The 26,929-nt window shown below is 66.3% G+C and carries 24 protein-coding genes and 1 rRNA gene; 16 read left to right on the top strand and 9 right to left on the bottom strand.

Annotated elements, in window-relative coordinates; all coding sequences use genetic code 11:
* Nucleotides 1-11: 11 nt before the first annotated feature.
* The 4 genes from ASG86_RS19125 to ASG86_RS19115 all read right to left on the bottom strand — a co-directional run bounded on the left by ASG86_RS19125 (nt 12) and on the right by ASG86_RS19115 (nt 2,297).
* Nucleotides 12-1,133 carry an Rv2578c family radical SAM protein gene (locus ASG86_RS19125; protein WP_056338273.1) on the bottom strand — a complete coding sequence of 374 codons (1,122 nt, stop codon included), beginning with the start codon at nt 1,131-1,133 and terminating at the stop codon, nt 12-14.
* 69 nt (nt 1,134-1,202) lie between these two features.
* Entirely contained in the window at nt 1,203-1,487 is a 285-nt protein-coding gene (locus tag ASG86_RS21160) for an SIMPL domain-containing protein (protein ID WP_327019841.1), read from the bottom strand.
* Complete coding sequence (locus tag ASG86_RS21155) at nt 1,453-1,845, bottom strand: SIMPL domain-containing protein (RefSeq protein WP_327019840.1); 393 nt, start codon at nt 1,843-1,845, stop codon at nt 1,453-1,455. Before ASG86_RS21155 ends, ASG86_RS21160 begins: the two co-directional genes overlap by 35 nt.
* Nucleotides 1,845-2,297: a hypothetical protein gene (locus ASG86_RS19115; protein ID WP_056338271.1), complete on the bottom strand. Its 453-nt coding sequence runs from the start codon at nt 2,295-2,297 to the stop codon at nt 1,845-1,847. Before ASG86_RS19115 ends, ASG86_RS21155 begins: the two co-directional genes overlap by 1 nt.
* A 200-nt stretch (nt 2,298-2,497) precedes the next feature.
* On the opposite strand from ASG86_RS19115, the gene pheS reads away from it, so the two are divergent.
* Both pheS and pheT read left to right on the top strand, forming a co-directional pair.
* Nucleotides 2,498-3,559, top strand: a complete 1,062-nt coding sequence (gene pheS, locus ASG86_RS19110) for a phenylalanine--tRNA ligase subunit alpha (protein ID WP_056338268.1) — start codon at nt 2,498-2,500, stop codon at nt 3,557-3,559.
* A gap of 2 nt (nt 3,560-3,561) precedes the next feature.
* Nucleotides 3,562-6,105 (top strand): phenylalanine--tRNA ligase subunit beta, encoded by a 2,544-nt coding sequence (gene pheT / locus ASG86_RS19105; RefSeq protein ID WP_056338265.1) that lies wholly within the window; start codon nt 3,562-3,564, stop codon nt 6,103-6,105.
* Nucleotides 6,106-6,241: 136 nt separating this feature from the next.
* Here pheT and ASG86_RS19100 read toward each other — a convergent pair whose 3' ends face one another.
* The 3 genes from ASG86_RS19100 to ASG86_RS19095 all read right to left on the bottom strand — a co-directional run bounded on the left by ASG86_RS19100 (nt 6,242) and on the right by ASG86_RS19095 (nt 7,929).
* Nucleotides 6,242-6,544 carry a hypothetical protein gene (locus ASG86_RS19100; RefSeq protein WP_056338263.1) on the bottom strand — a complete coding sequence of 101 codons (303 nt, stop codon included), beginning with the start codon at nt 6,542-6,544 and terminating at the stop codon, nt 6,242-6,244.
* A gap of 87 nt (nt 6,545-6,631) precedes the next feature.
* On the bottom strand, nt 6,632-6,880 hold the full coding sequence (locus tag ASG86_RS20630) for a hypothetical protein (RefSeq protein ID WP_156386241.1): 249 nt from the start codon (nt 6,878-6,880) through the stop codon (nt 6,632-6,634).
* Between the two features lie 83 nt (nt 6,881-6,963).
* Nucleotides 6,964-7,929 carry a quinone oxidoreductase family protein gene (locus ASG86_RS19095; RefSeq protein WP_056338259.1) on the bottom strand — a complete coding sequence of 322 codons (966 nt, stop codon included), beginning with the start codon at nt 7,927-7,929 and terminating at the stop codon, nt 6,964-6,966.
* 156 nt (nt 7,930-8,085) lie between these two features.
* Between ASG86_RS19095 and argC the strand changes: the two genes are divergently transcribed.
* The 10 genes from argC to ASG86_RS19045 all read left to right on the top strand — a co-directional run bounded on the left by argC (nt 8,086) and on the right by ASG86_RS19045 (nt 18,223).
* On the top strand, nt 8,086-9,117 hold the full coding sequence (argC, locus tag ASG86_RS19090; protein ID WP_056338256.1) for an N-acetyl-gamma-glutamyl-phosphate reductase: 1,032 nt from the start codon (nt 8,086-8,088) through the stop codon (nt 9,115-9,117).
* Nucleotides 9,114-10,280, top strand: coding sequence for a bifunctional glutamate N-acetyltransferase/amino-acid acetyltransferase ArgJ (argJ, locus tag ASG86_RS19085; protein WP_056338252.1), 1,167 nt, complete (start codon nt 9,114-9,116; stop codon nt 10,278-10,280). The genes argC and argJ overlap by 4 nt, the downstream gene beginning before the upstream one ends.
* Nucleotides 10,281-10,335: 55 nt before the next feature.
* Entirely contained in the window at nt 10,336-11,295 is a 960-nt protein-coding gene (gene argB, locus ASG86_RS19080; protein WP_056338249.1) for an acetylglutamate kinase, read from the top strand.
* Nucleotides 11,292-12,545, top strand: coding sequence for an acetylornithine transaminase (locus tag ASG86_RS19075; protein WP_056338246.1), 1,254 nt, complete (start codon nt 11,292-11,294; stop codon nt 12,543-12,545). The genes argB and ASG86_RS19075 overlap by 4 nt, the downstream gene beginning before the upstream one ends.
* On the top strand, nt 12,542-13,543 hold the full coding sequence (gene argF / locus ASG86_RS19070) for an ornithine carbamoyltransferase (protein ID WP_056338245.1): 1,002 nt from the start codon (nt 12,542-12,544) through the stop codon (nt 13,541-13,543). The genes ASG86_RS19075 and argF overlap by 4 nt, the downstream gene beginning before the upstream one ends.
* Nucleotides 13,543-14,073, top strand: a complete 531-nt coding sequence (locus tag ASG86_RS19065; protein ID WP_056338242.1) for an arginine repressor — start codon at nt 13,543-13,545, stop codon at nt 14,071-14,073. The genes argF and ASG86_RS19065 overlap by 1 nt, the downstream gene beginning before the upstream one ends.
* 45 nt (nt 14,074-14,118) lie before the next feature.
* Entirely contained in the window at nt 14,119-15,324 is a 1,206-nt protein-coding gene (locus tag ASG86_RS19060; RefSeq protein WP_056338239.1) for an argininosuccinate synthase, read from the top strand.
* Between the two features lie 5 nt (nt 15,325-15,329).
* A complete protein-coding gene (gene argH, locus ASG86_RS19055) occupies nt 15,330-16,757 on the top strand; it encodes an argininosuccinate lyase (protein ID WP_056338236.1) in 1,428 nt (475 codons plus the stop codon).
* A 142-nt stretch (nt 16,758-16,899) separates the two neighbouring features.
* Nucleotides 16,900-17,448 (top strand): pyridoxine/pyridoxamine 5'-phosphate oxidase, encoded by a 549-nt coding sequence (locus ASG86_RS19050; protein ID WP_056338234.1) that lies wholly within the window; start codon nt 16,900-16,902, stop codon nt 17,446-17,448.
* A 37-nt stretch (nt 17,449-17,485) separates the two neighbouring features.
* Nucleotides 17,486-18,223 carry a maleylpyruvate isomerase family mycothiol-dependent enzyme gene (locus tag ASG86_RS19045; RefSeq protein ID WP_056338231.1) on the top strand — a complete coding sequence of 246 codons (738 nt, stop codon included), beginning with the start codon at nt 17,486-17,488 and terminating at the stop codon, nt 18,221-18,223.
* A 19-nt stretch (nt 18,224-18,242) separates the two neighbouring features.
* Here ASG86_RS19045 and ASG86_RS19040 read toward each other — a convergent pair whose 3' ends face one another.
* Both ASG86_RS19040 and ASG86_RS19035 read right to left on the bottom strand, forming a co-directional pair.
* Nucleotides 18,243-18,737 (bottom strand): methylated-DNA--[protein]-cysteine S-methyltransferase, encoded by a 495-nt coding sequence (locus ASG86_RS19040; protein ID WP_056338228.1) that lies wholly within the window; start codon nt 18,735-18,737, stop codon nt 18,243-18,245.
* A complete protein-coding gene (locus tag ASG86_RS19035; protein ID WP_056338225.1) occupies nt 18,734-20,227 on the bottom strand; it encodes a DNA-3-methyladenine glycosylase 2 family protein in 1,494 nt (497 codons plus the stop codon). The genes ASG86_RS19040 and ASG86_RS19035 overlap by 4 nt, the downstream gene beginning before the upstream one ends.
* 129 nt (nt 20,228-20,356) lie before the next feature.
* Here ASG86_RS19035 and ASG86_RS19030 point away from each other — a divergent pair, with 129 nt between their 5' ends.
* From ASG86_RS19030 to ASG86_RS19015, 4 genes are all read left to right on the top strand, one after another.
* Nucleotides 20,357-21,046, top strand: a complete 690-nt coding sequence (locus ASG86_RS19030) for a DNA-3-methyladenine glycosylase (protein ID WP_056338222.1) — start codon at nt 20,357-20,359, stop codon at nt 21,044-21,046.
* A 51-nt stretch (nt 21,047-21,097) separates the two neighbouring features.
* The gene (locus ASG86_RS19025) at nt 21,098-23,326 is read left to right on the top strand and encodes a HelD family protein (protein WP_056338219.1); all 2,229 of its coding nucleotides are present in this window, start codon (nt 21,098-21,100) and stop codon (nt 23,324-23,326) included.
* 34 nt (nt 23,327-23,360) lie between these two features.
* Nucleotides 23,361-24,674, top strand: a complete 1,314-nt coding sequence (tyrS, locus tag ASG86_RS19020; protein WP_056338217.1) for a tyrosine--tRNA ligase — start codon at nt 23,361-23,363, stop codon at nt 24,672-24,674.
* 711 nt (nt 24,675-25,385) lie between these two features.
* Nucleotides 25,386-26,909 (top strand): 16S ribosomal RNA (locus ASG86_RS19015).
* The last annotated feature ends 20 nt before the right edge of the window (nt 26,910-26,929 follow it).

The following is a 26,929-nucleotide window of genomic DNA, read 5'->3' as shown; positions in this document are numbered from 1 at the left end:
ATGACGGCCGGTTAGAACAACGATTCCTGCACACCATCCCGGGATGCCGCCAAGACTGGCGCCGAAGGATGGCCAGCTGAGGCGCCGGGTACCGCCGTGGGAATGATCCCGGCGGGATATTCCGCTTCCTCCACCCTGGGGTCCTCCAAGTTCCGGTGGCTGAAACCGGCCGAATGTGAGAAGCCGTGCCGGGCCTTGAAATACCTGACCTTCCCGGCCAGCCAGGTGCGGTACTCCTTGGAGGCGTAGGAACCTGTCCCGTACAGCCGCCGGTATCGGCCTGCGAGTTCGGGGTGGTGGGTGGCGATCCATTTCATGAACCATTCCCTGGTGCCCGGCTTCAGATACAGGGCGCCCGCACTCACTCCGGTTGCCCCGGCTGCCGCCAGCGAACCGAACAGCGCATCCAGGGCTTCGTCACTGTCGGACAACCACGGCAGGATGGGCATGGCCATGACACCGCAGGGAAGTCCAGCCTCACGCAGGCGGGAGACGAGTTTGAGCCGGGCCCTGGGTCCAGGCGTGCCGGGCTCGATGGCCTCCGACAAGGCTTCGTCCGTCATGGCCAGGGAGATGCCCAGCCCCACGGGCACCTGCGTGGCTGCCCTCTTGAGCAGCGGAATGTCCCGGGCCAGCAGGGTTCCCTTGGTGAGGATGGACAGGGGAGTGCCGGACTCCGCCAATGCGGCAATGATGCCGGGCATGAGCCGGTACCGGCCCTCGGCCCGCTGGTAGGGATCGGTGTTGGTGCCCAGTGCCACCTGATGGCGTCCCCAGGAAGGCTTGTTCAGTTCCTTGCGGAGGACCTCGGCGACGTTCACCTTGACCACCACCTGGCTGTCAAAGTCCATGCCGGCGTCGAAATCCAGGTACGTGTGCGTCTTCCGGGCGAAGCAGTAAACGCAGGCATGGCTGCAGCCGCGGTAGGGATTCACGGTCCATTCGAACGGCATCTTTGACCCCGCCGGAACCCTGTTGAGGGCCGACTTTGCGGTGACCTCATGGAACGTGATGCCGGCGAACTCAGGGGTGGTGACGGAGCGGACCAGTCCCGCCAGCGGAAGCAGCGCCGGAGCTGCCCCGGCTGCGGTGTCCGGTGGATTGGGCACCAGTGCCTGCGCTTCCCATCTCATGGCTCTATTCGAAAACATGTTCGAATGGAAGTCAAGGCGCCGCGCAGCAGGCCGTGCCCGCTGAAAAGGCTATTGGTCCAGTGCCCACGTGGCAGTGACAGCAGCCTCCACCCGGTTGGTGCCCGGCTCGACTGCCACGCCCTCCGACGCGGACGTCCGCTGCATGCCGGCAAGTGGAACCGGTCCTGCTGCGGGCGGCCGTTCAGTCACGGACAGCACCCGGCCCAGGGTGGCGGAGGCCAGCGAGGCGTACTGCGTGGCGGTGCGGAGTGCCTCATGCCAGGCCGCTTCCCTGGCCTCTGCGCGGACCGCGGCGTCGTCAGAGAGGACCAACTGCAGGTTGTTCAGCCGCACAGCATCCCCGCCGGCGCGAACGGCTTCGGAAATGATGGCGGATGCTCCGGCGAACCGAAAGGGTGCCTGCCGCTACGTACCCCACGAGTTTCTGGCCTTCGCCGTCCCGCCAGGCGAGGTCGGCGCGGAGGGATAAACCCGTCGAGCGGATATCGGCCGGGGCAACGCCGCGGCTGCGGAGGACCGAGCCCACCGCGGCCAGTCCCTCTGCAGCCGCCGCATATGCACCCTCCACCGATTCGGCGCGGCACTCTACTCCCACCGAAACCAGCATCAGGTCAGGGGCCGCTTCCGCCCATCCCGTACCCGTGACGGTGACTGTCCGCGCATCCCCGTTCACGCCGGGTTCCTGTCCCATCACCGTCGCCTTCCCGCCGTGAGCGGGTAGCCGCCGGCCGCCAGCCCTGCCCGGCGTTCAAAGATGTTGCCCGTTCCCGGATTTCCGGTACGCAGCACCGACCAGCCCGCGGCTGCAAGGTACAGCGGGATGAAAGGCAATCCCAGGCACCACGCGTACTGGGTGCTGTGCCTTTCCTCGTGCCCCAGGAGTACCGGCCGGGACAGCAGTTCCGCGGCCGTGCTGCGGCACAGCACCACGTTGCCCAGGGTGTAGGCGTGCGCGAACGGCAGCCGCCATCGGTAGCCCGCGGCGATGATCAGTCCGCGCGGCCCCCGGCTGATGCGGGTCCGGGCGGCGAGGGCGACGGCGAGTCCGGCCAGGGTGCTCCCGTTCAGGAGGTTCGCTGCCCGCCTCAGCCGCTGGGCCGTCGTCGGGCCGTGAAAGGCACCCGCGCGCTGCCGCAAAGTCATGAGGCCATGGTAACCGGAGGGTTCAACTAGACTGGAGGGCAGTGGCCGCCGGTCCTGCCGGCGAGCCCTGACCTGGTCATTGAATGCACCTGACGTTCAGCGCATTCATCCATGACCTGCCGGCGACGGACGCGCCGGGCGGGAAACCGCCAACGGCTGCCCGGCCGCCGGCAGCCACGACTCGTAGCTAAGAACAGTAGATGACTGAAACTTTGCCGGGCGGTGCCATCCCGAACCCCACGGATGAGGCCGCCATCAACGCCGCTGTAGACCAGGCCATCACCGCCATCGCCGGTGCGGCCACCCTTGACGAACTGAAGGCGGTGCGCCTTGCCCACAGCGGCGAGAAGTCCCCGCTGAGCCTTGCCAACCGGGAAATCGGCAAACTGCCGAAAGACCAGAAAGCGGTCGCCGGAAAGCTGATGGGCGCCTCCCGAGGCCGGGTCAACAAGGCGCTCGCCGACCGTACCGCGGTTCTGGAGGCTGAAAACGACGCCAGGATCCTGGTCGAGGAGACTGTGGACGTCACCGCAGCGCCGCGTCGCCGCCGCGCCGGTGCCCGTCACCCCCTCTCCACCCTGCAGGACCGCGTGGCGGACATCTTCGTGGGCATGGGATGGGAAATTGCCGAAGGCCCCGAGGTGGAATCGGAGTGGTTCAACTTCGACGCCCTGAACTTCAAGCCGGACCACCCGGCCCGTGAAATGCAGGACACCTTCTTCGTGGAACCGCCCGAGGCCCACTTGCTGATGCGCACCCACACCTCGCCGGTGCAGGTCCGGTCCATGCTGGAGCGCGAGGTGCCCATCTACGTGCTGTGCCCCGGCAAGGTGTTCCGCACCGATGAACTGGACGCCACCCACACCCCGGTGTTCCACCAGTTCGAAGGCCTGGCCATCGACAGGAACCTGTCCATGGCGGACCTGCGCGGCACCCTGGAACACTTCGCCCGCCAGATGTTCGGCGACGAAGCCCAGATCCGGCTGCGCCCCAACTACTTCCCGTTCACCGAGCCGTCAGCCGAGCTGGACATCTTCCACCCCGGTGCCAAGGGCGGCCCGGCATGGATCGAGTGGGGCGGCTGCGGCATGGTCAACCCCAACGTCCTGCGCGCCACCGGCATCGACCCGGATGTCTATTCAGGTTTTGCCTTCGGCATGGGCATCGAGCGCACCCTCATGTTCCGCAACGAGGTGGGGGACATGCGCGACATGATCGAAGGCGATGTACGGTTCAGCGAGCACTTCGGGATGGAGATCTAACAGTGCGTATCCCACTTTCCTGGCTGCGTGAATTCGCGGCGGTACCGGCCGATGCATCGGCCGAAGATGTCATGGCCGAGCTGGTCAAGGTCGGCTTCGAGGAAGAAGCAGTCCACCGTCCCACGGACACCCTGAAGGGCCCCATCGTGGTGGGGCAGGTCCTGAGCCTGGTCAAGGAGCCGCAGACCAATGGCAAGACCATCAACTGGTGCCAGGTCCGCGTCGTCCCCGAGGGACAGGAGCAGACCCTCACCGGAGACGGGATTGACCCCTCCGGTGTCCAGGGCATCATCTGCGGCGCCCACAACTTCGTGGAGGGCGACAAGGTGGTGGTCACGCTTCCGGGCGCCGTGCTGCCCGGCGACTTCCGCATCGCGGCCCGCAAGACCTACGGCCACCTGTCGGCCGGCATGATCGCCTCGGTCCGTGAACTGGGCATCGGCGAGGACCACGACGGCATCCTGGTGCTGTCCCGCATCGGGCTTGACCCGGAAGTGGGCACCGACGCCATGGAGCTCCTGGACCTCTATGACGAGGCAGCGGAAATCAACGTCACCCCGGACCGCGGCTACGCCTTCTCCATCCGGGGGGTGGCCCGCGAGTACGCGCACGCCACCGGCACCGCCTTCACCGACCCCGCCGGGAAGGTCAACGCCCCGGCAGGGCTGTCCGGCGGCTACGGCGTCAAGCTCAACGACGACGCCCCCATCTACGGCAAGCCCGGCTGCGACCGCTTCGTCGCACGCACCGTGCGCGGCGTCGATGCCACCAGGCCCACCCCGCCATGGATGGTGTCCCGGCTCCGGCTGGCAGGCATCCGCTCCATCTCGCTGCCCGTGGACATCTCCAACTACGTCATGCTGGAGCTGGGCCAGCCCACGCACTGCTACGACCAGGACAAGCTGTCCGGCGACATCGTGGTGCGGCGTGCCTCGGCGGGCGAGAAGATCACCACCCTGGACGGCAAGGAACGCACTCTTGACGCCGAGGACCTGCTCATCACCGATGACTCCGGCGCCATCGGCATTGCCGGTGTCATGGGCGGCGCGGCCACCGAGGTGAGCGACTCGACGTCGAACGTCCTGGTGGAAGCTGCACACTTCGACGAGGTGTCCATTGGGCGGTCGCGGCGCCGGCACAAGCTGCCGTCCGAGGCGTCCAAGCGTTTCGAACGCGGGGTTGACTGGCAGGTGGCGGGCATCGCCGCCCAGCGCGTGGTCGACCTCCTGGTGGAACTCGCCGGCGGCACCGCCGACGACGCCGGGACCGACGTGGGCACGGCGCCGGAGACCATCACCATCGAACTGCCCGCCCGCTTCGCCGCGGCGCGCATCGGCATCGACTTCACCGAAGAGCAGATCGTCACCTCGCTTGAGGACCTGGGTGCCGTCGTGGAAAAGAACGACGGCGGCTGGAACGTCACGCCGCCCACATGGCGCAGCGACCTGGAGACCAAGGAAGACCTGACCGAGGAAATCGCGCGGCTGGTGGGCTACGACAAAATTCCCGCCACCCTGCCGGTGGCTCCTCCGGGCCGCGGACTTACCCGGGTCCAGGAGCAGCGCCGGCGACTGATCCAGTCCCTGGCCGATGCCGGGCTCACCGAGGTGCTGTCCTACCCGTTCGTGTCCAAGGCCGCGAACGACACCTTTGGCGTTGCTGAACAGGGTGCGGCGCGAAGCGCGGTCAAGCTCGCCAACCCGATCAGTGAGGAACAGGGCTACCTGCGCACCTCCATCCTGCCCGGGCTCATCGAGGTGGCCAAGCGGAACCACTCGCGGGGCTTCCGGGATCTGGCACTCTTCGAGTCCGGCCTGGTGTTCCTGCCCGCTGGGAAGGTGGGTACCGAATCCATCCCGCCGCTGGGCGCCAAGCCTGACGCCGAGGTGCTCGATGCACTCTACGACGGCGTCCCGGACCAGCCGTTCCACGTGGCCGCCGTCCTTACTGGCCACGATTCCCCGGCCGCCGCGGGGCACACCCCCCGGCAGTGGGACTGGGCGGATGCATTGGATGTAGCCCGGCTCGCGGGTGATGTCCTCGGCATCGACCTGGTGGTCGGCCAGGGCAGCCACCAGGCGTTCCATCCCGGCCGCACCGCCCGCCTGGCGCTGCGGACGGGGGAGACCGTGGGATACGCGGGCGAGCTGCACCCCAAGCTGCTGGCAGCCTCGGACATGCCCGCCCGTTCGGTGGCACTCGAGCTCGACGCCGACGCCCTGTTTGAGGCCGCGCCGGACGTGATCGTGGCCCGCCACATCTCCACGTACCCGGTAGCCACCCAGGACGTTGCCCTCGTTGTTCCTGCCGACGTGCCCGCGGATGAGGTCCTTGACGCGCTGCGTGAAGGTGCCGGCGAGCTGCTGGAGGACGTGGCGCTGTTCGACGTCTACGCGGGCAAGGGCATCGAGGAAGGCAAGAAGTCGCTGGCCTTCGGCCTCCGGTTCCGGGCAGCCGACCGCACTCTCACCGCAGACGAAGCCTCGGCTGCACGTGAGCAGGCAGTTGCGTTGGCCGCAGAACGCTTCGGAGCCGTCCAGCGGTAAGCAGGACACCCCCCGAACGAAAGAAGTCCCCGCACCCACTGAATGGGTGCGGGGACTTCTTCGTTACGGCGCCAGCTGTTCGAACATGCTGATGGCGCAGAAACCCCGGGATGGCTGCGGTCTGCGGCCTCTTCCTTTAAATGAGACCCTCGGCCCGGCTCGTGATTCCGTGGAGCATGCGCAGGGACATGACGAAGCTGGCGACTTCCACGGTCTCGACCAGGAACCGTGCCCACCATTGCCGGTAGGCGTACCGCTCACGGACAACGAGTCGGGTGGTGTCGTTTGACTTGGGTTGGAGGATGAAGGCCCAGGTGAAGTCGAAGGGGCCGGGCGCTGGAACCGGGGGGATCCGCAGGACGAGCGCTCTTTCCGGTTCAAGGAGCGCCACCTCCAGATTCGAGGAGTCCGTGGGTGCCAGATGGACAGGGTCCCCCACTTTGATGTCCTGCCACTCAGGATGGATGCGGTCCGCGCTGTGGATGTCCAGGCCTGCGAGGTTTTCCAGGAAATCGTAGCTGTAGAGTCACCCTCGGCGCTGGCCCATCTGCACCAGCCAGGGCCACACCCGTTCAGCCGGGGCATTGACGGTGACCGACCGCGTTGCCTGCAGGCCCGCGACAGCGATCAGATCGTCACCGGGCAGTTTCCCGCCCGCCTCCTCCGGGGTTGCACCCCAGCGCAGTTGGAGACGCCGGAACGCAAACCAGCAGGCCGGAACACAGATAAGTGTTCCGGCTGCAGGAAGTCGGCGCAGGCTTCGCTGATGCATCATTGGCCGAGTGTCCCACCCTGGGGCTGCCTTTGGGGTGGGCCGAAAGCCCTGTTCCACCCTCCCAGGGCCAGGGGGACCAGATATCAGGGGACCAGGAGGACCTTGCCCGTGGTCTTCCGGCCCTCGAGGTCGCGGTGTGCCTGCGCTGCCTGGCTCAAGGGGTAGCGGGCACCGATCCGTACCTTGAGGCTGCCGTCAGTCGCGGCGGCAAAGATCCCGTCCGAGCGCCAGCGCCGTTCAACAGCGTCCCGCAAATAGTGGCCCATGGTGGGACGGGTGAGGAACAGAGATCCCCCGGAGTTGAGGCGCTGCGGGTCAACCGGCGAGACCGGGCCGGACGCGGCGCCGAACAGCACCAGCATGCCCCGGATCCGCAATGCCGCCAGCGAACCATCGAAGGTGTCCTTTCCGACGCCGTCGTAGACGACGTCAACGCCGGTCCCGCTGGTGATATCCCTGACCCGCTCCGCAAAGCCGTCGTAGCGCAGCACGTGGTCCGCGCCGGCGTCGGACGCCAACTGCTCTTTTTCATCCGTGGAGACCGTCGTGAGAACCTCCGCGCCCCGGGCTTTAAGCAACTGGATCAGGAGCAGCCCCACGCCGCCGGCTCCGGCGTGCAGCAGGACCTTGTGGCCGCGCTCCACCTTGAAGGTCGAATTTATCAGGTAGTGGGCCGTGATTCCCTGCAGGGGGAGGGCTGCAGCCGTGAAGACGTCCAGGCCCTTGGGTACCGGCAGTGCGGCGTCCTCATCCACCAAGGCATAGTCGGCGTAGCAGTTGAAGCCCTCTGCCGTCGCAACCAGGTCGCCCACCGAGAAGCCGGTAACACCTTCGCCCACTGCTTCGACAGTGCCCGCGGCTTCCGTGCCGGGGGTGAAGGGGTACTGGACTTTGTAGGTCCCGCTGCGCTTATAGGTGTCGATGAAATTGACGCCCGCCGCCCCCACTTTGAAGAGCACCTGGCCCGGGCCCGGAACCGGCCGCTCAATCTCGGTGTACTCGAGGACTTCCGGTCCCCCTGCCTGCCGTGCGACGATTGCATGCGTCATTGCTCTCCTTTCCCGGGCGCATCTGCTGCCCGGCCGCCGAGACCCATCCTAGGGACACCGCCCGCCGGCAGGACAAGTGCCGCCCACCTTTCGGGCGGTCGCCCGCTATGCATAAATATCGATACCAGTGCATAACTATTGCTGTATAGTCGGAGCATGACTATTTCTGTTGCGGTTTCGGGAGCCAGCGGCTACGCCGGGGGAGAGGTCCTTCGCCTTCTCGCCGGACATCCCGGTGTGACCATCGGTGCCATCACAGCCCACAGCAACGCCGGTTCCCGCCTCGGCGAACTGCAGCCGCACCTGCATGGGCTGGCCAGCCGCATCCTCGAAGACACCACGGTAGAGAACCTCTCCGGCCATGACGTCGTCTTCCTGGCGCTGCCGCACGGAGCCTCGGCCGAAATCGCCGCCCAGCTTCCCGAAGGGACAGTTGTCATTGACGCCGGCGCGGACCACCGCCTCGAGGACCCCGCCGCGTGGGAGAAGTTCTACGGCTCGCCCCATGCCGGCACCTGGCCCTACGGACTTCCGGAGCTGCCCGGGCAGCGTGAAGCCCTCAAGGGCGCCAAGCGCATCGCCGTTCCCGGCTGCTACCCAACCTCGGCCCTCCTGGCGCTGACCCCCGGCTTCGCGGCGAACCTGCTCGAGCCAAATGACGTGGTGATCGTTTCGGCCTCCGGCACCTCGGGCGCTGGCAAGGCCGCCAAGGTCAACCTGATCGGCTCCGAAGTCATGGGTTCGATGAGCCCCTACGGCGTGGGTGGCGGACACCGGCATACCCCCGAGATCGAGCAGGGCCTCTCCAACGCAGCCGGGGAAAAAGTCAGCGTTTCCTTCACTCCCACCCTTGCTCCCATGAGCCGCGGCATCCTGACCACCGCCACCGCCAAGGTCAAGGCCGGCACCACCGCAGCCCAGCTTCGCCAGGCATGGACCGAAGCATACGACGACGAGCCGTTCGTCCACCTGCTGTCCGAGGGCCAGTGGCCAGCGACCAAGTCCGTCCAGGGCTCCAACCATGCCGCCATGCAGCTGGCCTTCGACGCGCACGCGGGACGGGTCATCGTCACCTGCGTGATTGACAACCTCACCAAGGGCACGGCCGGCGGCGCTGTGCAGTCCATGAACATTGCACTCGGCCTGCCCGAAACCGCCGGCCTCAACCTCCAGGGAGTAGCCCCGTGACCATCACCGCACCCCAGGGATTCCGGGCAGCCGGCGTCACTGCCGGACTCAAGGCCTCCGGGAACCCGGACCTCGCCCTGGTCGTCAATGACGGCCCATCCAGGGCGGCCGCCGCCGTCTTCACCAGCAACCGCGTGGCGGCAGCCCCCGTGCACTGGTCCCGTCAGGTGGTCTCCGACGGCCGCGTGGATGCCGTCATCCTCAATTCCGGCGGAGCCAACGCCTGCACCGGTCCCACCGGCTTCCAGAACACCCACAGCACCGCCGAGAAAGTGGCCGAGGTGCTGGGCATCTCGGCCACCGACGTCTTTGTCTGCTCCACGGGCCTGATCGGCGAGCAGCTGCCCATGGACAAGATCCTGCCCGGCGTTGAGGCTGCTGCTGCAGAGCTCAGTGCCGACGGCGGCCCGGCCGCCGGCACCGCCATCATGACCACCGACAGCGTGCCGAAGTCAGCCCTCTTCATCGGCACCGACTCCGACGGCCAGGAATTCACTATCGGCGGGATCGCCAAGGGGGCCGGCATGCTGGCACCCGGCCTGGCCACCATGCTGGTGGTGCTCACCACGGATGCCATGGTGCAGCCGGAACTGCTCGACGTCGTCCTCCGCGATGCCACGCGCGTCACCTTCGACCGCGCCGACTCCGACGGCTGCATGTCCACCAACGACACGGTGGTCCTCCTGGCTTCCGGCGCCGCCGGTGCCGTTCCCTCCGCCGAAGCGTTCGGCGAGGGCCTGACCCAGGTCTGCGCCGAGCTGGCCCGGAAGCTGATCGCCGATGCTGAAGGTGCCAGCCACGACATCGCCATCCGCACCTTCAACGCCGCCAGCGAAGCCGACGCCGAAACGGTCAGCCGTTCGGTGGCCCGCTCCAACCTCTTCAAGGCCGCCATCTTCGGCAAGGACCCCAACTGGGGCCGCGTGCTCTCCGCCGTCGGCACCACGGACGCCGCCTTCGAACCGGACAAGCTCAACGTGGCCATGAACGGCGTCCAGATCTGCCGCAACGGCAGCATCGGGGACGACCGGAGCCTGGTGGACCTGGAGCCGCGCGAGGTGCTGGTGGAGATCGACCTGCAGGCAGGCGACGCCGAAGCCACCATCTGGACCAATGACCTCACCCACGACTACGTGCACGAGAACAGCGCCTACTCCAGCTAGGGGCTCCGCCAGCCATTGCCCGCACAAGGGATAAACCGCTGTGGAAAGTGACAACATGAACACCCAGACGCGTGAAACCACCAGCATGTCCGCCGCCCAGGACAAGGCGGCAACCCTGATCGAGGCGCTGCCCTGGATCCAGCGGTTCGCCGGAACCACCATGGTGGTCAAGTACGGCGGCAACGCCATGGTCAACGACGAACTGCGCCGCGCCTTCGCCGAAGACATCGTCTTCCTCCACCACGTAGGCATCCACCCCGTGGTGGTCCACGGCGGCGGCCCACAGATCAACTCCATGCTGGGCCGGCTGGGCATTGAATCCGAGTTCAAGGGCGGCCTCCGCGTCACCACCCCCGAAGCCATGGACGTGGTCCGCATGGTCCTCACCGGCCAGGTGGGACGCGAACTGGTGGGCCTGATCAACTCCCACGGGCCCTACGCCGTCGGCATGTCCGGCGAAGACGGCGGACTGCTTCGCGCCGTGCGCACAGGCACCGTGGTGGACGGCGAAGAGGTTGACCTCGGGCTGGTGGGTGAGGTGGTGGGCGTGGACCCCGCCGGCATCGTTGACATCCTCGACGCGGGGCGCATTCCGGTGATCTCCACGGTGGCCCCGGAAATTGTCGACGGCGGAGAGGGCGTGGCGGGTACTGCCCGTTTCCAGCCCACCGGCCAGGTCCTGAACGTCAATGCGGACACTGCAGCGGCCGCCGTCGCCTCGGCGCTGGGCGCCTCCAAGCTGGTGATCCTGACTGACATCGAGGGCCTCTACGCCAACTGGCCGGACAAGTCCTCGTTGATCTCATCCCTCACCGCCTCGGAGCTGCGGCAGATGCTGCCCAGGCTCGAATCAGGAATGATCCCCAAGATGGCTGCCTGCCTCAAGGCCGTTGACGAGGGCGTTGAACGGGCACACATCGTGGACGGCCGCCTGGCCCACTCCATGCTTCTTGAAACATTTACGACGGCGGGCATCGGCACCCAGGTAGTCCCGGACGAGGAGATCAACGGATGAACACGATGGAAAAATCATCAGTGACCGAGCTGGTGGAGACTACCGGCCACGCGGGCTCCGAGTGGCTTTCCCGCTACTCCAGCTCCCTCATGAACGTCTTCGGCACGCCCCAGCGCGTCCTGGTCCGCGGTGCAGGCTGCCTGGTGTGGGACGCCGACGGCAAGGAATACCTCGACCTGCTGGGCGGCATTGCCGTGAACGCCCTGGGCCACGCGCACCCCTTCGTGACATCAGTGATTGCCAGCCAACTGGCCACCCTGGGCCACGTCTCCAACTTCTTCACCAGCCCCACCCAGGTGGCACTGGCCGAAAAACTCCTGGAACTGGCCCACGCTCCCGCCGGCTCCAAGGTGTTCTTCAGCAACTCCGGCACGGAAGCCAACGAGGCCGCCTTCAAGCTGGCCCGCCGCAACACCGGCGAGGGTCCGGTGAAGCGGACCAAAATCATCGCCCTCGAGGGGGCCTTCCACGGCCGGACCATGGGAGCTCTGGCGCTCACGGCCAAGGAAGCATACCGGGCACCCTTCGAGCCGCTGCCCGGCGGCGTGGTCCACATCCCGTTCGGGGACGTGGAAGCACTCAAGGCAGCAGTGGACGAAACCGTGGCGGCCGTGTTCCTGGAACCCATCCAGGGTGAAGCCGGTGTCCGGCCGCTGCCGCCGGGCTACCTGAAGGCTGCGCGGGAGGTGACCGCAAGGACCGGTGCCCTGCTGATCCTGGACGAGGTCCAGACCGGAATCGGACGGACCGGCAAGTGGCTCGCCAGCGAGGACGCCGGGATTGTCCCGGACGCCATCACGTTGGCCAAGGGACTGGGCGGTGGTTTCCCGATCGGTGCCCTGATCACCATGGGTGAGCAGACGTCGTCGTTGTTGTCCGCCGGCCAGCACGGCACCACTTTCGGCGGAAACCCTGTGGCCACAGCAGCCGCCCTCGCCACCCTCCACGCCCTCGAAAGCCAGAACGTCCTGGCCAACGCCACGGCGGTGGGGGAGCACCTGCGCTCCGCGCTGGCCGCGATACCGGGCGTGACCGAGGTCCGGGGCGAAGGGCTGCTGATCGGGTTCGACCTGGACGCGGACGTAGCCCCCGCCGTGGTGCAGGCCGCCCTCGATGCGGGGTTCATCGTTAACAGCCCGGGCCCCCGCACCATCCGCCTGGCACCGCCGCTGATCCTCACCACGGCACAGGCCGACACCTTCCTCGCCGCATTCCCGGCAATCCTCCAGACCGCTAAGGACGCCCAGTGACCACCGCAACCCGGCACTTCCTCAAGGACACCGACCTCAGCCCCGCCGAACAGGCCGAAGTCCTTGAGCTCGCCGCCCGAATGAAGGCTGCCCCCTACAGCGTCCAGCCATTCGCCGCGCAAGGCAGCGGCCGCAAGACCGTGGCCGTGATCTTCGACAAGACCTCCACCCGGACCCGTGTCTCGTTCGCCACGGGCATTGCGGACATGGGTGGCAACGCCCTGATCATCAACCCCGGCGAGGCGCAGATCGGGCACAAGGAGTCCGTGGAGGACACCGCCAAGGTGCTCGAACGGATGGTCTCCACCATTGTGTGGCGCACCGGCCCGCACGCCGGCCTGGTAGCCATGGCGGAGAACTCCAAGGTTCCGGTCATCAACGCCCTGTGCGATGACTACCACCCGTGCCAGCTCCTGGCCGACCTGCTGGCCGTGAAGGAACACAAGGGCAACCTCAAGGGGCTCACCATGAGCTACCTGGGCGACGCCGCCAACAACATGGCCAACTCCTACCTGCTGGCCGGGGTCACCGCCGGCATGCATGTCCGCATTGCGGGGCCGGAGGGCTACCTGCCGGCCGCGGAGATCGTGGCGGCGGCAGAGGAACGCGCGGCCGAAACCGGTGGTTCAGTCCTCATCACCACCGATGCCAAGGAAGCGTTGAAGGGTGCCGACGTCGTCGCCACCGACACCTGGGTATCCATGGGTCAGGAAGCCGAAAAGGAAGCCCGGATGCAGCTCTTCCGGGACTACTCCGTCGACTCGGACGCCATGGCACTCGCTGCGGATGACGCCGTCGTGCTTCACTGCCTCCCGGCCTACCGGGGCTACGAGATTTCCGCCGACGTCATCGACGGCCCGCAGTCCATCGTCTGGGACGAGGCGGAAAACCGGCTGCACGCCCAGAAGGCGCTGATGGCATGGCTGATGCACCGCTCAGGCCTGGCCTTCGTCGATGGCCTTTCCCCCGTCGAAGGCACCGGAGAGAGCACGTTCTAGTGTCCGCCCAGCCGTCCACTCCGGGCACCAGCCCGGCCACCAAGACCGCCCGGCAGGCGCGCATCACCGCCATCCTCACCGGGCAGTCAGTGCGTTCCCAGGCTGAGCTTGCGGCGTTGCTCGCGGACGACGGCGTACAGGTCACTCAGGCCACGCTCTCCCGCGACCTGGTGGAGCTGGGCGCTGTCCGCGTCCGCGGCAAGGAAGGCGTCCTGGTCTACGCCGTCCCCGGCGAAGGCGGCGAACGGGCCGCCAAGAGCGGCGTGACCCAGGAAATCCTGGACGCGCGGCTGGCCCGGCTCTGCAGCGAACTGCTGGTGACCGCCGAAGCCTCCGCCAACATCGCCGTTCTCCGCACCCCGCCGGGAGCTGCGAACTTCCTGGCCCTGGCCATCGACCATTCGGTGATGCCGTCCATCCTGGGCACCATCGCCGGTGACGACACCGTCCTGCTGGTCTCCCGCGACCCGCTGGGCGGCCCGGACCTGGCAGCCCGCTTCCTGCAAATGGCTGAGGAAGCCGGGCAATAAGCTTGAAGACAACGAATCAACCAATCCCAACAAGGAGCATCTAAAGTGACTGAACGCATTGTGCTGGCCTACTCCGGCGGCCTGGACACGTCCGTCGCCATCGGCTGGATCGGTGAAGCCACCGGTGCCGAGGTCATCGCCGTGGCGGTCGACGTCGGACAGGGTGGCGAATCGCTGGAAACCATCCGCCAGCGCGCCCTGGGCTGCGGCGCCGTGGAGGCCTACGTGGCCGACGCGTCGGACGAGTTCGCCAACGAGTACTGCGTGCCCACGCTGAAGGCCAACGCCCTCTACCAGGGCCACTACCCGCTGGTGTCCGCCATCTCCCGCCCCGTCATCGTCAAGCACCTGGTGAAGGCCGCCCGCGAATTCGGCGCCACCACCGTGGCCCACGGCTGCACGGGCAAGGGCAACGACCAGGTCCGCTTTGAAGTCGGCATCCAGACCCTGGGCCCGGACCTGAAGTGCATCGCACCGGTCCGCGACCTCGCCCTGACCCGCGACAAGGCCATCGCCTTCGCCGAGGAAAAGGGACTGCCCATCGAGACCACCAAGAAGAACCCGTACTCCATCGACCAGAACGTCTGGGGACGCGCCGTGGAGACGGGCTACCTCGAGGACATCTGGAACGCGCCCACCAAGGACATCTACGACTACACCGCCACCCCGGAGTTCCCGCCGGCACCGGATGAGGTCACCATCTCCTTCGAAGCCGGCGTTCCGGTAGCGATCGACGGCGTCAAGGTCACCCCGCTGCAGGCCATCAAGGAACTCAACCGCCGCGCCGGTGCACAGGGCGTGGGCCGCATCGACGTCGTCGAGGACCGCCTGGTGGGCATCAAGTCCCGTGAGATCTACGAAGCTCCGGGCGCCATGGCGCTGATCACCGCGCACAAGCACCTCGAAGACATCACGGTTGAGCGCGAGCAGGCGCGCTTCAAGGCCACCGTTGGCCAGCGCTGGGCCGAGCTGGTCTACGACGGCCAGTGGTTCTCCCCGCTCAAGCGCTCCCTGGACGCCTTCATCGAGGACACCCAGAAGTACGTCTCCGGCGACATCCGCATGACCCTGCACGGCGGCCAGGCCATCGTCAACGGCCGCCGCTCCGACACGTCGCTGTACGACTTCTCGCTGGCCACCTACGACACCGGCGACACCTTCGACCAGTCCCAGGCCAAGGGCTTCATTGAGCTGTGGGGCATGTCCGCCAAGGTTGCCTCGGGCCGCGACATCCGGGTCGCAGGGAAGTAGCCCCTGTGGCTGAGCAAAAGACCGAAGCCACAAATGCGGGTGCGCTGTGGGGCGGCCGGTTCGCCGGCGGCCCCGCTGACGCCCTCGCGGCCTTGAGCAAGTCCACGCACTTCGACTGGCGGCTGGCGCGCTACGACATTGCCGGGTCCAAGGCGCACGCCCGCGTGCTGCACAAGGCCGGGCTGCTGGACGACGCCGAGCTGGAAGGCATGCTCGCAGCGTTGACGCAGCTGGACGAGGACGTGGCCTCAGGCGCCTACCTGCCGGCCGAGTCCGATGAGGACGTGCATGGGTCGCTGGAACGCGGGCTGATCGAACGGGCCGGAGCCCAGCTGGGCGGCAAGCTCCGCGCCGGCCGGTCGCGCAACGACCAGGTGGCCACCCTGGGCCGGATGTTCCTGCGCGACCATGCAAAGATCATCGCCCGCGGCGTCCTGGCCACGGTGGACGCGCTCGTGGAGCAGGCCAAGGCCCACCATGCTGTTGCCATGCCGGGCCGCACCCACCTGCAGCACGCCCAGCCGGTCCTGCTCAGCCACCACCTGCTGGCCCACGCCTGGGCGCTGCTGCGCGACGTGCAGCGGCTGCAGGACTGGGACAAGCGGGCAGGCGTGTCGCCCTACGGGTCTGGCGCCCTGGCGGGGTCCTCACTGGGCCTGGACCCGGAAGCAGTGGCTGCGGACCTCGGGTTCTACTCCGCCGTACACAACTCGATCGACGGCACCGCGTCCCGCGACGTCTTCGCCGAGTTCGCGTGGGTCTGCTCCATGATCGGCGTTGACCTGTCCCGTATCTCGGAGGAAGTCATCATCTGGGCCACCAAGGAATTCTCCTTCGTCACGCTGCACGACTCCTACTCCACGGGGTCCTCCATCATGCCGCAGAAGAAGAACCCGGACGTGGCGGAACTCGCCCGCGGCAAGGCGGGGCGCCTGATCGGCAACCTGACGGGGCTGCTGGCCACGCTCAAGGGCCTCCCGCTGGCGTACAACCGCGACCTGCAGGAGGACAAGGAGCCGGTGTTCGACGCCGCCGACACCCTGGAGCTGCTGCTCCCGGCCGTGTCCGGCATGATCGCCACGCTGAAGTTCAACACCGAGCGGATGGAGTCACTGGCCCCCCAGGGCTTCGCGCTGGCAACCGACATCGCCGAATGGCTGGTCCGCCAGGGCGTCCCGTTCCGCGAGGCGCACGAACTCTCCGGTGCCGCCGTCAAGCAGGCGGAATCCCGCGGCGTGGAGCTGTGGGACCTTACCGACGAAGAGTACGCGGCCATCTCCGCGCACCTCACCCCCGAGGTCCGCACGGTCCTGTCCACGGAGGGGTCGCTCAACAGCCGCAACTCCCAGGGCGGCACGGCACCGGCCGCCGTCGAACGCCAGCTGGTTGCGCTCGAAGCGGAGCTCGCGGAGGTCCGGGAGTACGCCGGCTAGGACGCCCGCTCACGTCCTGCACCATTTGGGGCAACGCCCGCTCACTTTTCCTAAGAAAGTGAGCGGGCGTTGCCAATTTCCCTGCCATATCTGAGCGGGCGTTGGGGGTCGTGGGCCCTTGACGCGCCGTTAGGCTGGGCACATGAGCGAAACCTTCCGCAAGTTCCTTCGCACCCTTCCCGACTTTCCGTCCGACCTGCCCGGCTTTGACCCCGCCAACGCGCCGCAGGATCCCGCCCTGCTCTTCAAGCAGTGGCTGGACGAGGCGCTGGACGCGGGGGAGTTGCAGCCGCACGCGTTCAGCCTGGCCACGGTGGGCGCGGCATCCGGGGGAGGGAAGCAGCCGTCCTCGCGGATGCTGATCCTGAAGAACATTGACGACGACGGCTGGCACTTTGCCACGTCCCGCACCTCCCGCAAGGGCCGGGAACTGGCCGCCGAGCCACGTGCCGCCATGAACTTCTACTGGCCGGGCATGGGACGACAGGTCCGGGTTGTCGGCACCGTGGCGGTGCTCTCCGCGGAAGCCTCGGCCGTGGATTGGCACGAGCGGCCCCGGGCCGACGGCAGCGACAATCCACACTGGCAGCTCTACGCCCTTCAGCCCGTCGAGATTGAGTTCTGGCAGGCCAGCAACGACGGCAACCACGTCCGGCACCGTGTGGGGCCGGACGGAACGCCGTTGGAATAGGCGCCGTGCTCAGCGGCTGCTCCGCTAGGCTGGCCGCATGACCTCTCCTTCCCCTGCCGTGCTCCTGGCTGAACTGCACAAGGCAGCCGACGCCCTGACCGCCGGGCTGGACCGCATTCCCGACGGCGGTGAAACCGCTCCGTCCACCCTTCCCGGCTGGAGCCGCGGCCACCTTCTGGCGCACATCGCAGGAATCTGCGACGCCCTGGCCCGGCAGGTGGAGTACGGCCGCCGCGGCGAAACGGTGGAGCTTTACGACGGCGGCGTGGAAGCCCGCAACCGCGCCATCGACCTCGCCGCCGGGCACAGCCTCGAGCAGCACCGGGCGGACGTCGACGCTGCGCTGCAGCGCGCACTGGCTGCCTTCGACTCGCTGGGTGAGGACGAGTGGCAGACGCGCATCGCGTTCCGCGACGGCGTCATCTTCGATGCCGGCCTGGCGCTCTGGCGCGAGCTGGTCATCCACACCGCGGACCTGGACAGCGGCACGGGACCCGAAACCTGGAACCGGGAATTCTGCTCGCACCTCTTCGATTTCCTGGCCGCCCGTGTTCCGGCCGAAACCCGGCTGGTCCTGCAGCCAGTGGCACTTCCGCCGCTGGCCCTCGGCGCCGGCGGCAGCACCGTCGTCGTCAGCGGCATGGTCACGGACATCGCCGCCTGGCTTGCGGGGCGGAAGCCGTCACTGGACAGCCTCCGGGCCACTGCCGCGGGGGACGGCACCGACCTTCCCGCCCTGCTGCCCTGGCCCTCGGCGCTGCCGGAACCGAAGTAGTACTGCACTCACGGTAGAACTAGGCGGCCTCGCGGGCCAGCAGGCTCTCCTTGATGCGCAGGCCCCAGCGGAAGCCGCCCAGGGAGCCATCGGTCCGGATCACGCGGTGGCACGGCACGAACAACGCCGCCGCATTGAAGGCACACGCGCTGGCCGCGGCCCGTACCGCACGCGGGTTTCCCGCCAGGGCCGCATACTCGGTGTATGTGACCGGTGAACCGGGTTTGACCTGGCGCAGCACATCCCACGCGTGGGCACGGAACGGGCCGGACTGCTGCAGGACCGGGACTGCCATGGCTGGCATGGGATCGCCTGAGTAGAAGGCTTCGACGGCGGCTGAGATCCCGCCGAGGTCCGTCACCTCCTCCACGGCGTCGGGCCGCAGTGCGGGATGGACCTGTCCGGTCAGTTCCGCAAGGCCTGCCGTCCAGCCCGAAGCGAGGACCACACCATCGCGGGCAAGGACGGTGAAGGCTCCGTCCGGGGTGGACAGCTGCATCAATTGCGCTTTCATGGCATCCCTTTCGCGGGAACGGTTGTTGTCAGTGCAGGCTGTGCCGCGGCGCGCCACAGGTGCATGGTGGCGTAGGAGCGCCACGGGCTGGTCTCCCGGAAGTCAAGGCTGAGGGTGCTCTCCCCAATGTCGAGTGCGCGGATCCCGTTGCGCACGGCCGCGTCATTGGCCAGGAAGACGTCCGGGGCGCCCAGGACCCGCATGGCGACGTACCCTGCGGTCCATGGTCCCACCCCCGGCAAGGGCAGCAGTTTGGCGGCCAGGCTTGCGGGGTCGTCCCCATAACCGAACTCCAGTTCTCCGGCGGCCATGGCTGATGCTGCACCGAGCAGCGATTCGGTCCGCCTCCTGGGCCCGCGCAGCAGATGTTCTGATGCGGCTATCTGGGCCGGCGTGGGGAAAAGCCTGTCCAGGCCGTCGCCGGCGGTACTGCTGGGGCTGCCGGCCGCGGACAGCTGGGTCAGTGCGGTCCGAGCCGCTGCAACTGTGACCTGCTGGCCCACCATGGCCCGGACCAGCAGCTCCTGCGGGTCCAGCGCCCCCGGCAGCCGCATTCCGGGAGCGGAGGCAACGGCGGCAGCAAGCCGCGGATCTGCGGCGAGGGCGGCGTCAATCGCTTCCGGGTCTGCGTCCAGGTCGAACAGCCGCCGCACGCGGCTCAGCAGCGCCGGCAGGTCGCGAAGGTCCACTGCGCCCACGGTGAGGGTGAGCTGCCCTTCCCGCGCCCCGCCGTCGTACGACACCCGGAAGCGCGCGTCCCCGTGGGGGAGCCGCAGGGTCCGTGCGTAGGAGGTGGGCGTGCCCACCTCTATCCCGGGGAGGGCGCGGACGGCCAGGAAGGAGAAGATGCCCGGATCGAACGGCGGGCGGTAGGGCAGTCCCAGGGTCAGGGCTGTCGTGCCGCCGCCGGCCACCGGGTGCCGGGCCGACCTGCCCGGAGCCGCATTGCGAAGGGCCGTGGGGGTCATGTCGAACACCTCGGCGATGGTGTCGTTGAACTGCCTCACGCTGCTGAAGCCGGCGGCGAAGGCGATGTCGGCCAGCTTCATGGAGGTGGACACCAGCAGCGTCCGCGCGGTCTGGGCCCTTGCAGCCCGGGCCAGCGACAGGGGACCGGCGCCGAGCTCATGTCCCAGGATCCGGTTGAGCTGGCGGGGCGAATAGCCCAGGCGGGACGCCAGCCCGGCAACCCCGTCCCGGTTGATCACGCCGTCGTTGATCAGCCGCATCGCCCGGCCCGCAACGTCCTGGCGCACGTTCCAGGCCGGCGTGCCCGGTACCGCCTCCGGCAGGCAGCGTTTGCAGGCGCGGTAGCCTGCCTCGTGTGCCGCGGCGGACGTCTCGTAAAACGTCACGTTGGACGCCTTGGGGGTCCGGGCCGGGCAGGAGGGGCGGCAGTAGATCCCCGTGGTGCGGACGGCCGTAAAGAACTGGCCGTCGAACCGGGGGTCGCGGGCATCGATTGCCCGGTAGCGCTGCCAGAAGTCCATTCCTCCATCCTGCCAGCCTGCCGCGGCCGGTACTAGCGGAAATCGGACATGGCCGTGGAGGGCCGCAAATCCTTTGCCCGGCCCCCTTGCGGGGAGCTGAAGCAGCCCCCATCTGGGTAAGGTCAAGCAATGAACGAAAGTACTTCGGACACCGGGCAGCTTCGGAGTTTCCTGTCCGGGGATGCCCGGGAGCTTGCTCCGCAACTGCTGGGGGCCGTCCTGACGCACCAGTCCCGGGAGGGCTCCGTGTCCATCCGGCTCACCGAGGTGGAGGCGTATCTTGGGCCCGAGGATTCCCTGCACCCGGACCCCGGCTCACATACCTACCGCGGTCCAACCCCGCGCAACGCCCCGATGTTCGGTCCCGCCGGGCACCTCTACGTCTACTTCACCTACGGGATGCACCACTGCACCAACATCGTCTGCGGCCCGGCCGGCGTCGCGTCCGCCCTGCTGCTGCGCGCCGGCGAGGTGGTGGATGGCCTTGAACTGGCACAACGGCGCCGTCCGACGTCGAAAAGTCCCGCCGACCTGGCCAGCGGTCCGGCCCGCCTTGCCAAAGCCCTGGGATTGACGACGGCGGACAGCGGCCGGGACGCGCTGGCTCCGCCTTTTGGCGTGGAACTTCCGTCCGGCACCAGCGGTCCCGTCAGTTCCGGTCCGAGGGTGGGCGTGGCCGGGGCCGGGGGATCGGAGGAATACGCCTGGCGGTTCTGGCTCACCGGCGATCCCACCGTCTCCAAATACAAGGCCGCCAAGCCCCGGATCCGCAAGCAGCAGGTAGGCCTGTCACCGGCTGCAACGTTTCACAAGCGTTAACGGAAATGGTTGTAGAATGGACGGTCTGTCTTTCGCGATAGGGGAACGTTAATGCACGACGCCGAATTGGCCCACGAACGGGAGTATGTAGCCGGCCTGTATGCCCGGCTGGAGGAACTCCGGGAGGAAAAGCGCCGCCAGCTGGCGCAGGTCCGGCGCGCCGGAGCCGTGGGCACCATGCAGAACGTTTCCGAACGTGATGCGTTCGCCGCACTGTATGAGGACCGCCTGGCGCAGCTGGATGCGGTGGATGACCGGCTGGTCTTCGGCCGGCTGGACCTGGACTCCGGTGAGGCGCAGTACATTGGCCGCATTGGGCTCACCACGGAGGACCTGCAGCGGCTGATGGTGGACTGGCGGGCACCCGAGGCGGGCCACTTCTACCAGGCCACAGCCTTCGACCGGCAGGGCGTACGCCGCCGCCGGCACCTGATCCTGCAGGGGCGCGAAGTAAAGGCCATCGAGGACGACGTCCTGGACGCCGGCATGCTCACGGACGACGAATCGCTGCAGGGCGAAGGCGCCCTGCTCGCTGCGCTGAACTCCAAGCGGACCGGCCGCATGTCGGACATCGTCAGCACCATCCAGTCGGAACAGGACCGGATCATCCGGTCCTCCATCTCCGGCGCCGTCGTGGTCCAGGGCGGGCCGGGCACCGGCAAGACCGCCGTGGCCCTGCACCGTGCCGCCTACCTGCTGTACACCCACCGTGACCGTCTCAAGAGTGCAGGCGTGCTGCTGGTGGGGCCGTCGTCGTCGTTCATGAAATACATCGAACGGGTGCTGCCCTCGCTCGGCGAGACCGGCGTTGTCATGGCCAGCCTGGGCCGCCTGATGCCCGGTATCAATGCCGTTCCCGAACCCGACGCGGACGTGGCGGCCATCAAGGGCCGCCTGGACATGGCGGCCATCGTGGCCAACGCCGTGTCCAACCGCATGCGCGTCCCTGCCCAGAACCGGATCCTCGAGGTGGACGGCCGCAAGCTTACATTGACGCCCCGGCAGGTCCGGCGTGCCCGGGAACGCGCCCGTGCCACCGGAAAGCCGTACAACGAGGCACGCGTCACGTTCGTGAAGATCCTGCTGCGCGAACTGACCGAACAGATGACGGAGCTCGTCGAAGCCGGCAACCTCGGCAACAATGCGGACCGCTCGTACCTTGCCGAGGATGTCCGCACTGCCCGGGACGTGCGGATCGCGCTGAACCTGTGCTGGATGCCCATGACGCCCGAGAAGCTGATCTCAGACCTCTTCAGCAAACCGCAAATCCTGGAATTCTGCACCCCCAACCTGACCCCGGCCGAGCGGGCACTGCTGCAGCGTCCAGCCGATGCCCCCTGGACCGAATCCGACGTACCGCTGCTGGACGAGGCCGCCGAACTTCTCGGCGAGCTGGACCCGGCTGCCGGACGCGGCCTGGCCCAGCAGGAGCACGACCGAGCCCGCGACCTGGCCAACGCCAAGCAGACGCTGGTCAACATGGAAGCCGCCGGCGTGGACCCGCTGATGTCCGCGGAGGAACTGGCCGAGCAGAACCGGGAGCAGGAAGCCCGGCAGACGGCCGCCGAACGCGCCACGAGCGACCGCACCTGGGCCTTCGGGCACATCGTGGTGGATGAAGCGCAGGAACTCTCACCCATGCAGTGGCGGCTGCTGGTCCGGCGCTGCCCGCTGAAGTCCTTCACCATTGTGGGCGACATCGCGCAGACCAGTTCCGTGGCCGGAGCCAATTCGTGGCAGGGGGCACTGGCCCCGATGTTCGGCGACCGCTGGCAGCTGGAGGAGCTCACCGTCAACTACCGCACGCCATCCCAGATTGCTGAAGCAGCCGTCAGGATGGCCAACGCCGCCGGTCTGGTGGTGTCCGCGCCCAAGGCAGTACGGGAGGGCCGCTGGGGACCCGTCATCGACGAAGTCGGGCAAGGGGCAGTGGTCAGCAAGCTGGTGGAGGTCCTCCCGGAAGAAATCAAGGCGCTCGACGGCGGCCTGCTCGCCGTGATTGCCGACGGTGACCTCCTGCCCGAGGCCACCGCAGCGCTGCGTACCGTGTACGGGCGCCGGATCGGCACCGGCGCGGGCAGCTACGAACAGGACATCGTGGTGATCAGCCCGCGCGAGGCTAAGGGCCTGGAGTTCGACGGCGTCGTGGTCCTGGAACCGTCCGTCATGCTCAACCACGAGCACGGCAAGGTGGGGGACCTGTACGTGGCCATGACCCGTGCCACGCAGCGCCTGCGGCTGATTGCCTCGCAACCCGTGCCCGCCGGGATCGCGGGCTGACCCGCTGTTGGGCGTTACTGCTAACTTAGGAAGCGTGCCAGAACTGAACAACCTCGAACCGCAGCGCAACGACCCCACTTTCGCCAACATTTGGCAGGAACTGAAGTGGCGTGGGCTGGTCCATGTCTCCACCGACGAAGCAGAGCTGGAAAAGCTCCTCGCCAATGGGCCGGTCACGTACTATTGCGGCTTCGACCCCACCGCGCCCAGCCTGCACCTGGGAAACCTTGTCCAGCTCCTGGTCATGCGGCGTCTTCAGCTGGCCGGTCACAAGCCGCTTGGCCTGGTGGGTGGCTCCACGGGCATGATTGGTGATCCCCGTCCGACGGCGGAGCGTACCTTGAACACCAAGGACACGGTGGCAGAGTGGGTTGGCTACCTTCAGGCCCAGGTCAGCCGCTTCCTCAGCTTCGAGGGTGACAACGCGGCGAGGATCGTGAACAACCTGGACTGGACCGCTCCGCTGAGCGCCATCGACTTCCTGCGCGAGGTGGGCAAGCACTTCAGGGTGGGAACCATGCTGCGCAAGGACGCCGTGGCCTCCCGCCTGAACTCTGATGAGGGCATCAGCTACACGGAGTTCAGCTACCAGATCCTGCAGGGCATGGATTACCTGCAGCTCTACCGCGACTACGGCTGCGTGCTGCAGACCGGCGGCTCGGACCAGTGGGGCAACCTCACCAGCGGTACCGAACTGATCCGCAAGGTGGAGGGCAAGAGCGTCCACGCCCTGGGAACGCCCTTGATCACCAACTCCGACGGAACCAAGTTCGGCAAGAGCGAGGGCAATGCCATCTGGCTGGACGCCGGCATGTGCAGCCCCTACGCCTTTTACCAGTTCTGGCTCAACACGGCGGATGCCGACGTGGTGGACCGGCTCAAGGTGTTCACGTTCCTGACGCGGGCCGAAATTGAAGAGATCGCCGCTTCCGTGGCCGAGCGTCCCTTTGCCAGGGAAGGCCAGCGGAAGCTTGCTTTCGAAGTGACTTCCTTGGTGCACGGAGTGGACGCCACGGAAAAGGTCATTGCAGCTTCCGCCGCTCTTTTCGGGAACGGCGACCTGGCCGCACTGGACAAGGCGACCCTGCAGGCGGCCACCTCCGAGCTTCCTTCCACCACAGTCCAAGTGGATGGGATGGGGATTATTGACCTGCTGGTGGCGTCCGGTCTTTCGGAAAGCAAGTCAGCCGCCCGCCGGACAGTGGGCGAGGGGGGTGCCTACGTGAACAACGAGAAGGTCTCTGATGCCGAAGCCGTGATCTCCGAGTCCGAACTTCTGCACGGCCAGTACCTGCTCCTGCGCCGGGGCAAGAAGAACCTGGCCACCGTTGAAGTGCTGGTTCCCTAGCACTATCGGGTCCTGCATGCACGCCCTTCCCCAGCCGATTTGCACGGCTGCTGGAGGGCGTGTATTGTTTTCTGAGTCGCCGCCGCTGAGTGGCGACAAACCCCCAACTTCTGAGAAGCAATTCTTACCGCGCACGCCGTGGAACTGAAGAAATTGCTTCTCATTTTGCTGGGCGGATTCATTCCACCGAGTGAATTCCGGGAAAATAACCGGATTTGCAAAAGTGAATATGAATGAAATAAGATTGAAGCATCGCAGCGAAGAAATACGGAATAAACGATTTATTGAATTGTTTCCGGGAATATTCGAATGTGTCTGTTGTTTGAGAACTCAATAGTGTGCCAAGTTTGTTGATACCGATTTTTTATTAAATTGGTTGATTGTGCTGGGTTTGTCCACCCCGTGGATGGGCCTNTGTGTCTGTTGTTTGAGAACTCAATAGTGTGCCAAGTTTGTTGATACCGATTTTTTATTAAATTGGTTGATTGTGCTGGGTTTGTCCACCCCGTGGATGGGCCTGGTGTTTTTAGCTGGTTTCAAATTTTGTGCAGCTGTTTCYGCCGTTATTTCCGGTGGTTGTGGTTGTGTCTGTTTTTGTTTTACTTCAACGGAGAGTTTGATCCTGGCTCAGGATGAACGCTGGCGGCGTGCTTAACACATGCAAGTCGAACGATGAACCTCNGTTGTGGTTGTGTCTGTTTTTGTTTTACTTCAACGGAGAGTTTGATCCTGGCTCAGGATGAACGCTGGCGGCGTGCTTAACACATGCAAGTCGAACGATGAACCTCACTTGTGGGGGGATTAGTGGCGAACGGGTGAGTAACACGTGAGTAACCTGCCCTTGACTCTGGGATAAGCCTGGGAAACTGGGTCTAATACCGGATATGACTGACTATCGCATGGTGGTTGGTGGAAAGCTTTTGTGGTTTTGGATGGACTCGCGGCCTATCAGCTTGTTGGTGGGGTAATGGCCTACCAAGGCGACGACGGGTAGCCGGCCTGAGAGGGTGACCGGCCACACTGGGACTGAGACACGGCCCAGACTCCTACGGGAGGCAGCAGTGGGGAATATTGCACAATGGGCGCAAGCCTGATGCAGCGACGCCGCGTGAGGGATGACGGCCTTCGGGTTGTAAACCTCTTTCAGTAGGGAAGAAGCCGCAAGGTGACGGTACCTGCAGAAGAAGCGCCGGCTAACTACGTGCCAGCAGCCGCGGTAATACGTAGGGCGCAAGCGTTATCCGGAATTATTGGGCGTAAAGAGCTCGTAGGCGGTTTGTCGCGTCTGCCGTGAAAGTCCGGGGCTCAACTCCGGATCTGCGGTGGGTACGGGCAGACTAGAGTGATGTAGGGGAGACTGGAATTCCTGGTGTAGCGGTGAAATGCGCAGATATCAGGAGGAACACCGATGGCGAAGGCAGGTCTCTGGGCATTAACTGACGCTGAGGAGCGAAAGCATGGGGAGCGAACAGGATTAGATACCCTGGTAGTCCATGCCGTAAACGTTGGGCACTAGGTGTGGGGGACATTCCACGTTTTCCGCGCCGTAGCTAACGCATTAAGTGCCCCGCCTGGGGAGTACGGCCGCAAGGCTAAAACTCAAAGGAATTGACGGGGGCCCGCACAAGCGGCGGAGCATGCGGATTAATTCGATGCAACGCGAAGAACCTTACCAAGGCTTGACATGAACCGGTAAYGCCTGGAAACAGGTGCCCCGCTTGCGGTCGGTTTACAGGTGGTGCATGGTTGTCGTCAGCTCGTGTCGTGAGATGTTGGGTTAAGTCCCGCAACGAGCGCAACCCTCGTTCTATGTTGCCAGCACGTGATGGTGGGGACTCATAGGAGACTGCCGGGGTCAACTCGGAGGAAGGTGGGGACGACGTCAAATCATCATGCCCCTTATGTCTTGGGCTTCACGCATGCTACAATGGCCGGTACAAAGGGTTGCGATACTGTGAGGTGGAGCTAATCCCAAAAAGCCGGTCTCAGTTCGGATTGGGGTCTGCAACTCGACCCCATGAAGTCGGAGTCGCTAGTAATCGCAGATCAGCAACGCTGCGGTGAATACGTTCCCGGGCCTTGTACACACCGCCCGTCAAGTCACGAAAGTTGGTAACACCCGAAGCCGGTGGCCTAACCCCTTGTGGGAGGGAGCTGTCGAAGGTGGGACTGGCGATTGGGACTAAGTCGTAACAAGGTAGCCGTACCGGAAGGTGCGGCTGGATCACCTCCTTTCTAAGGAGCACCTCCAACAT

It is taken from the genome of Arthrobacter sp. Soil764 (assembly GCF_001428075.1).
GTDB lineage: Bacteria > Actinomycetota > Actinomycetes > Actinomycetales > Micrococcaceae > Arthrobacter.
Note: the sequence above shows the minus strand (reverse complement) of the source record. Positions and strands in the feature narration are given on the sequence as shown.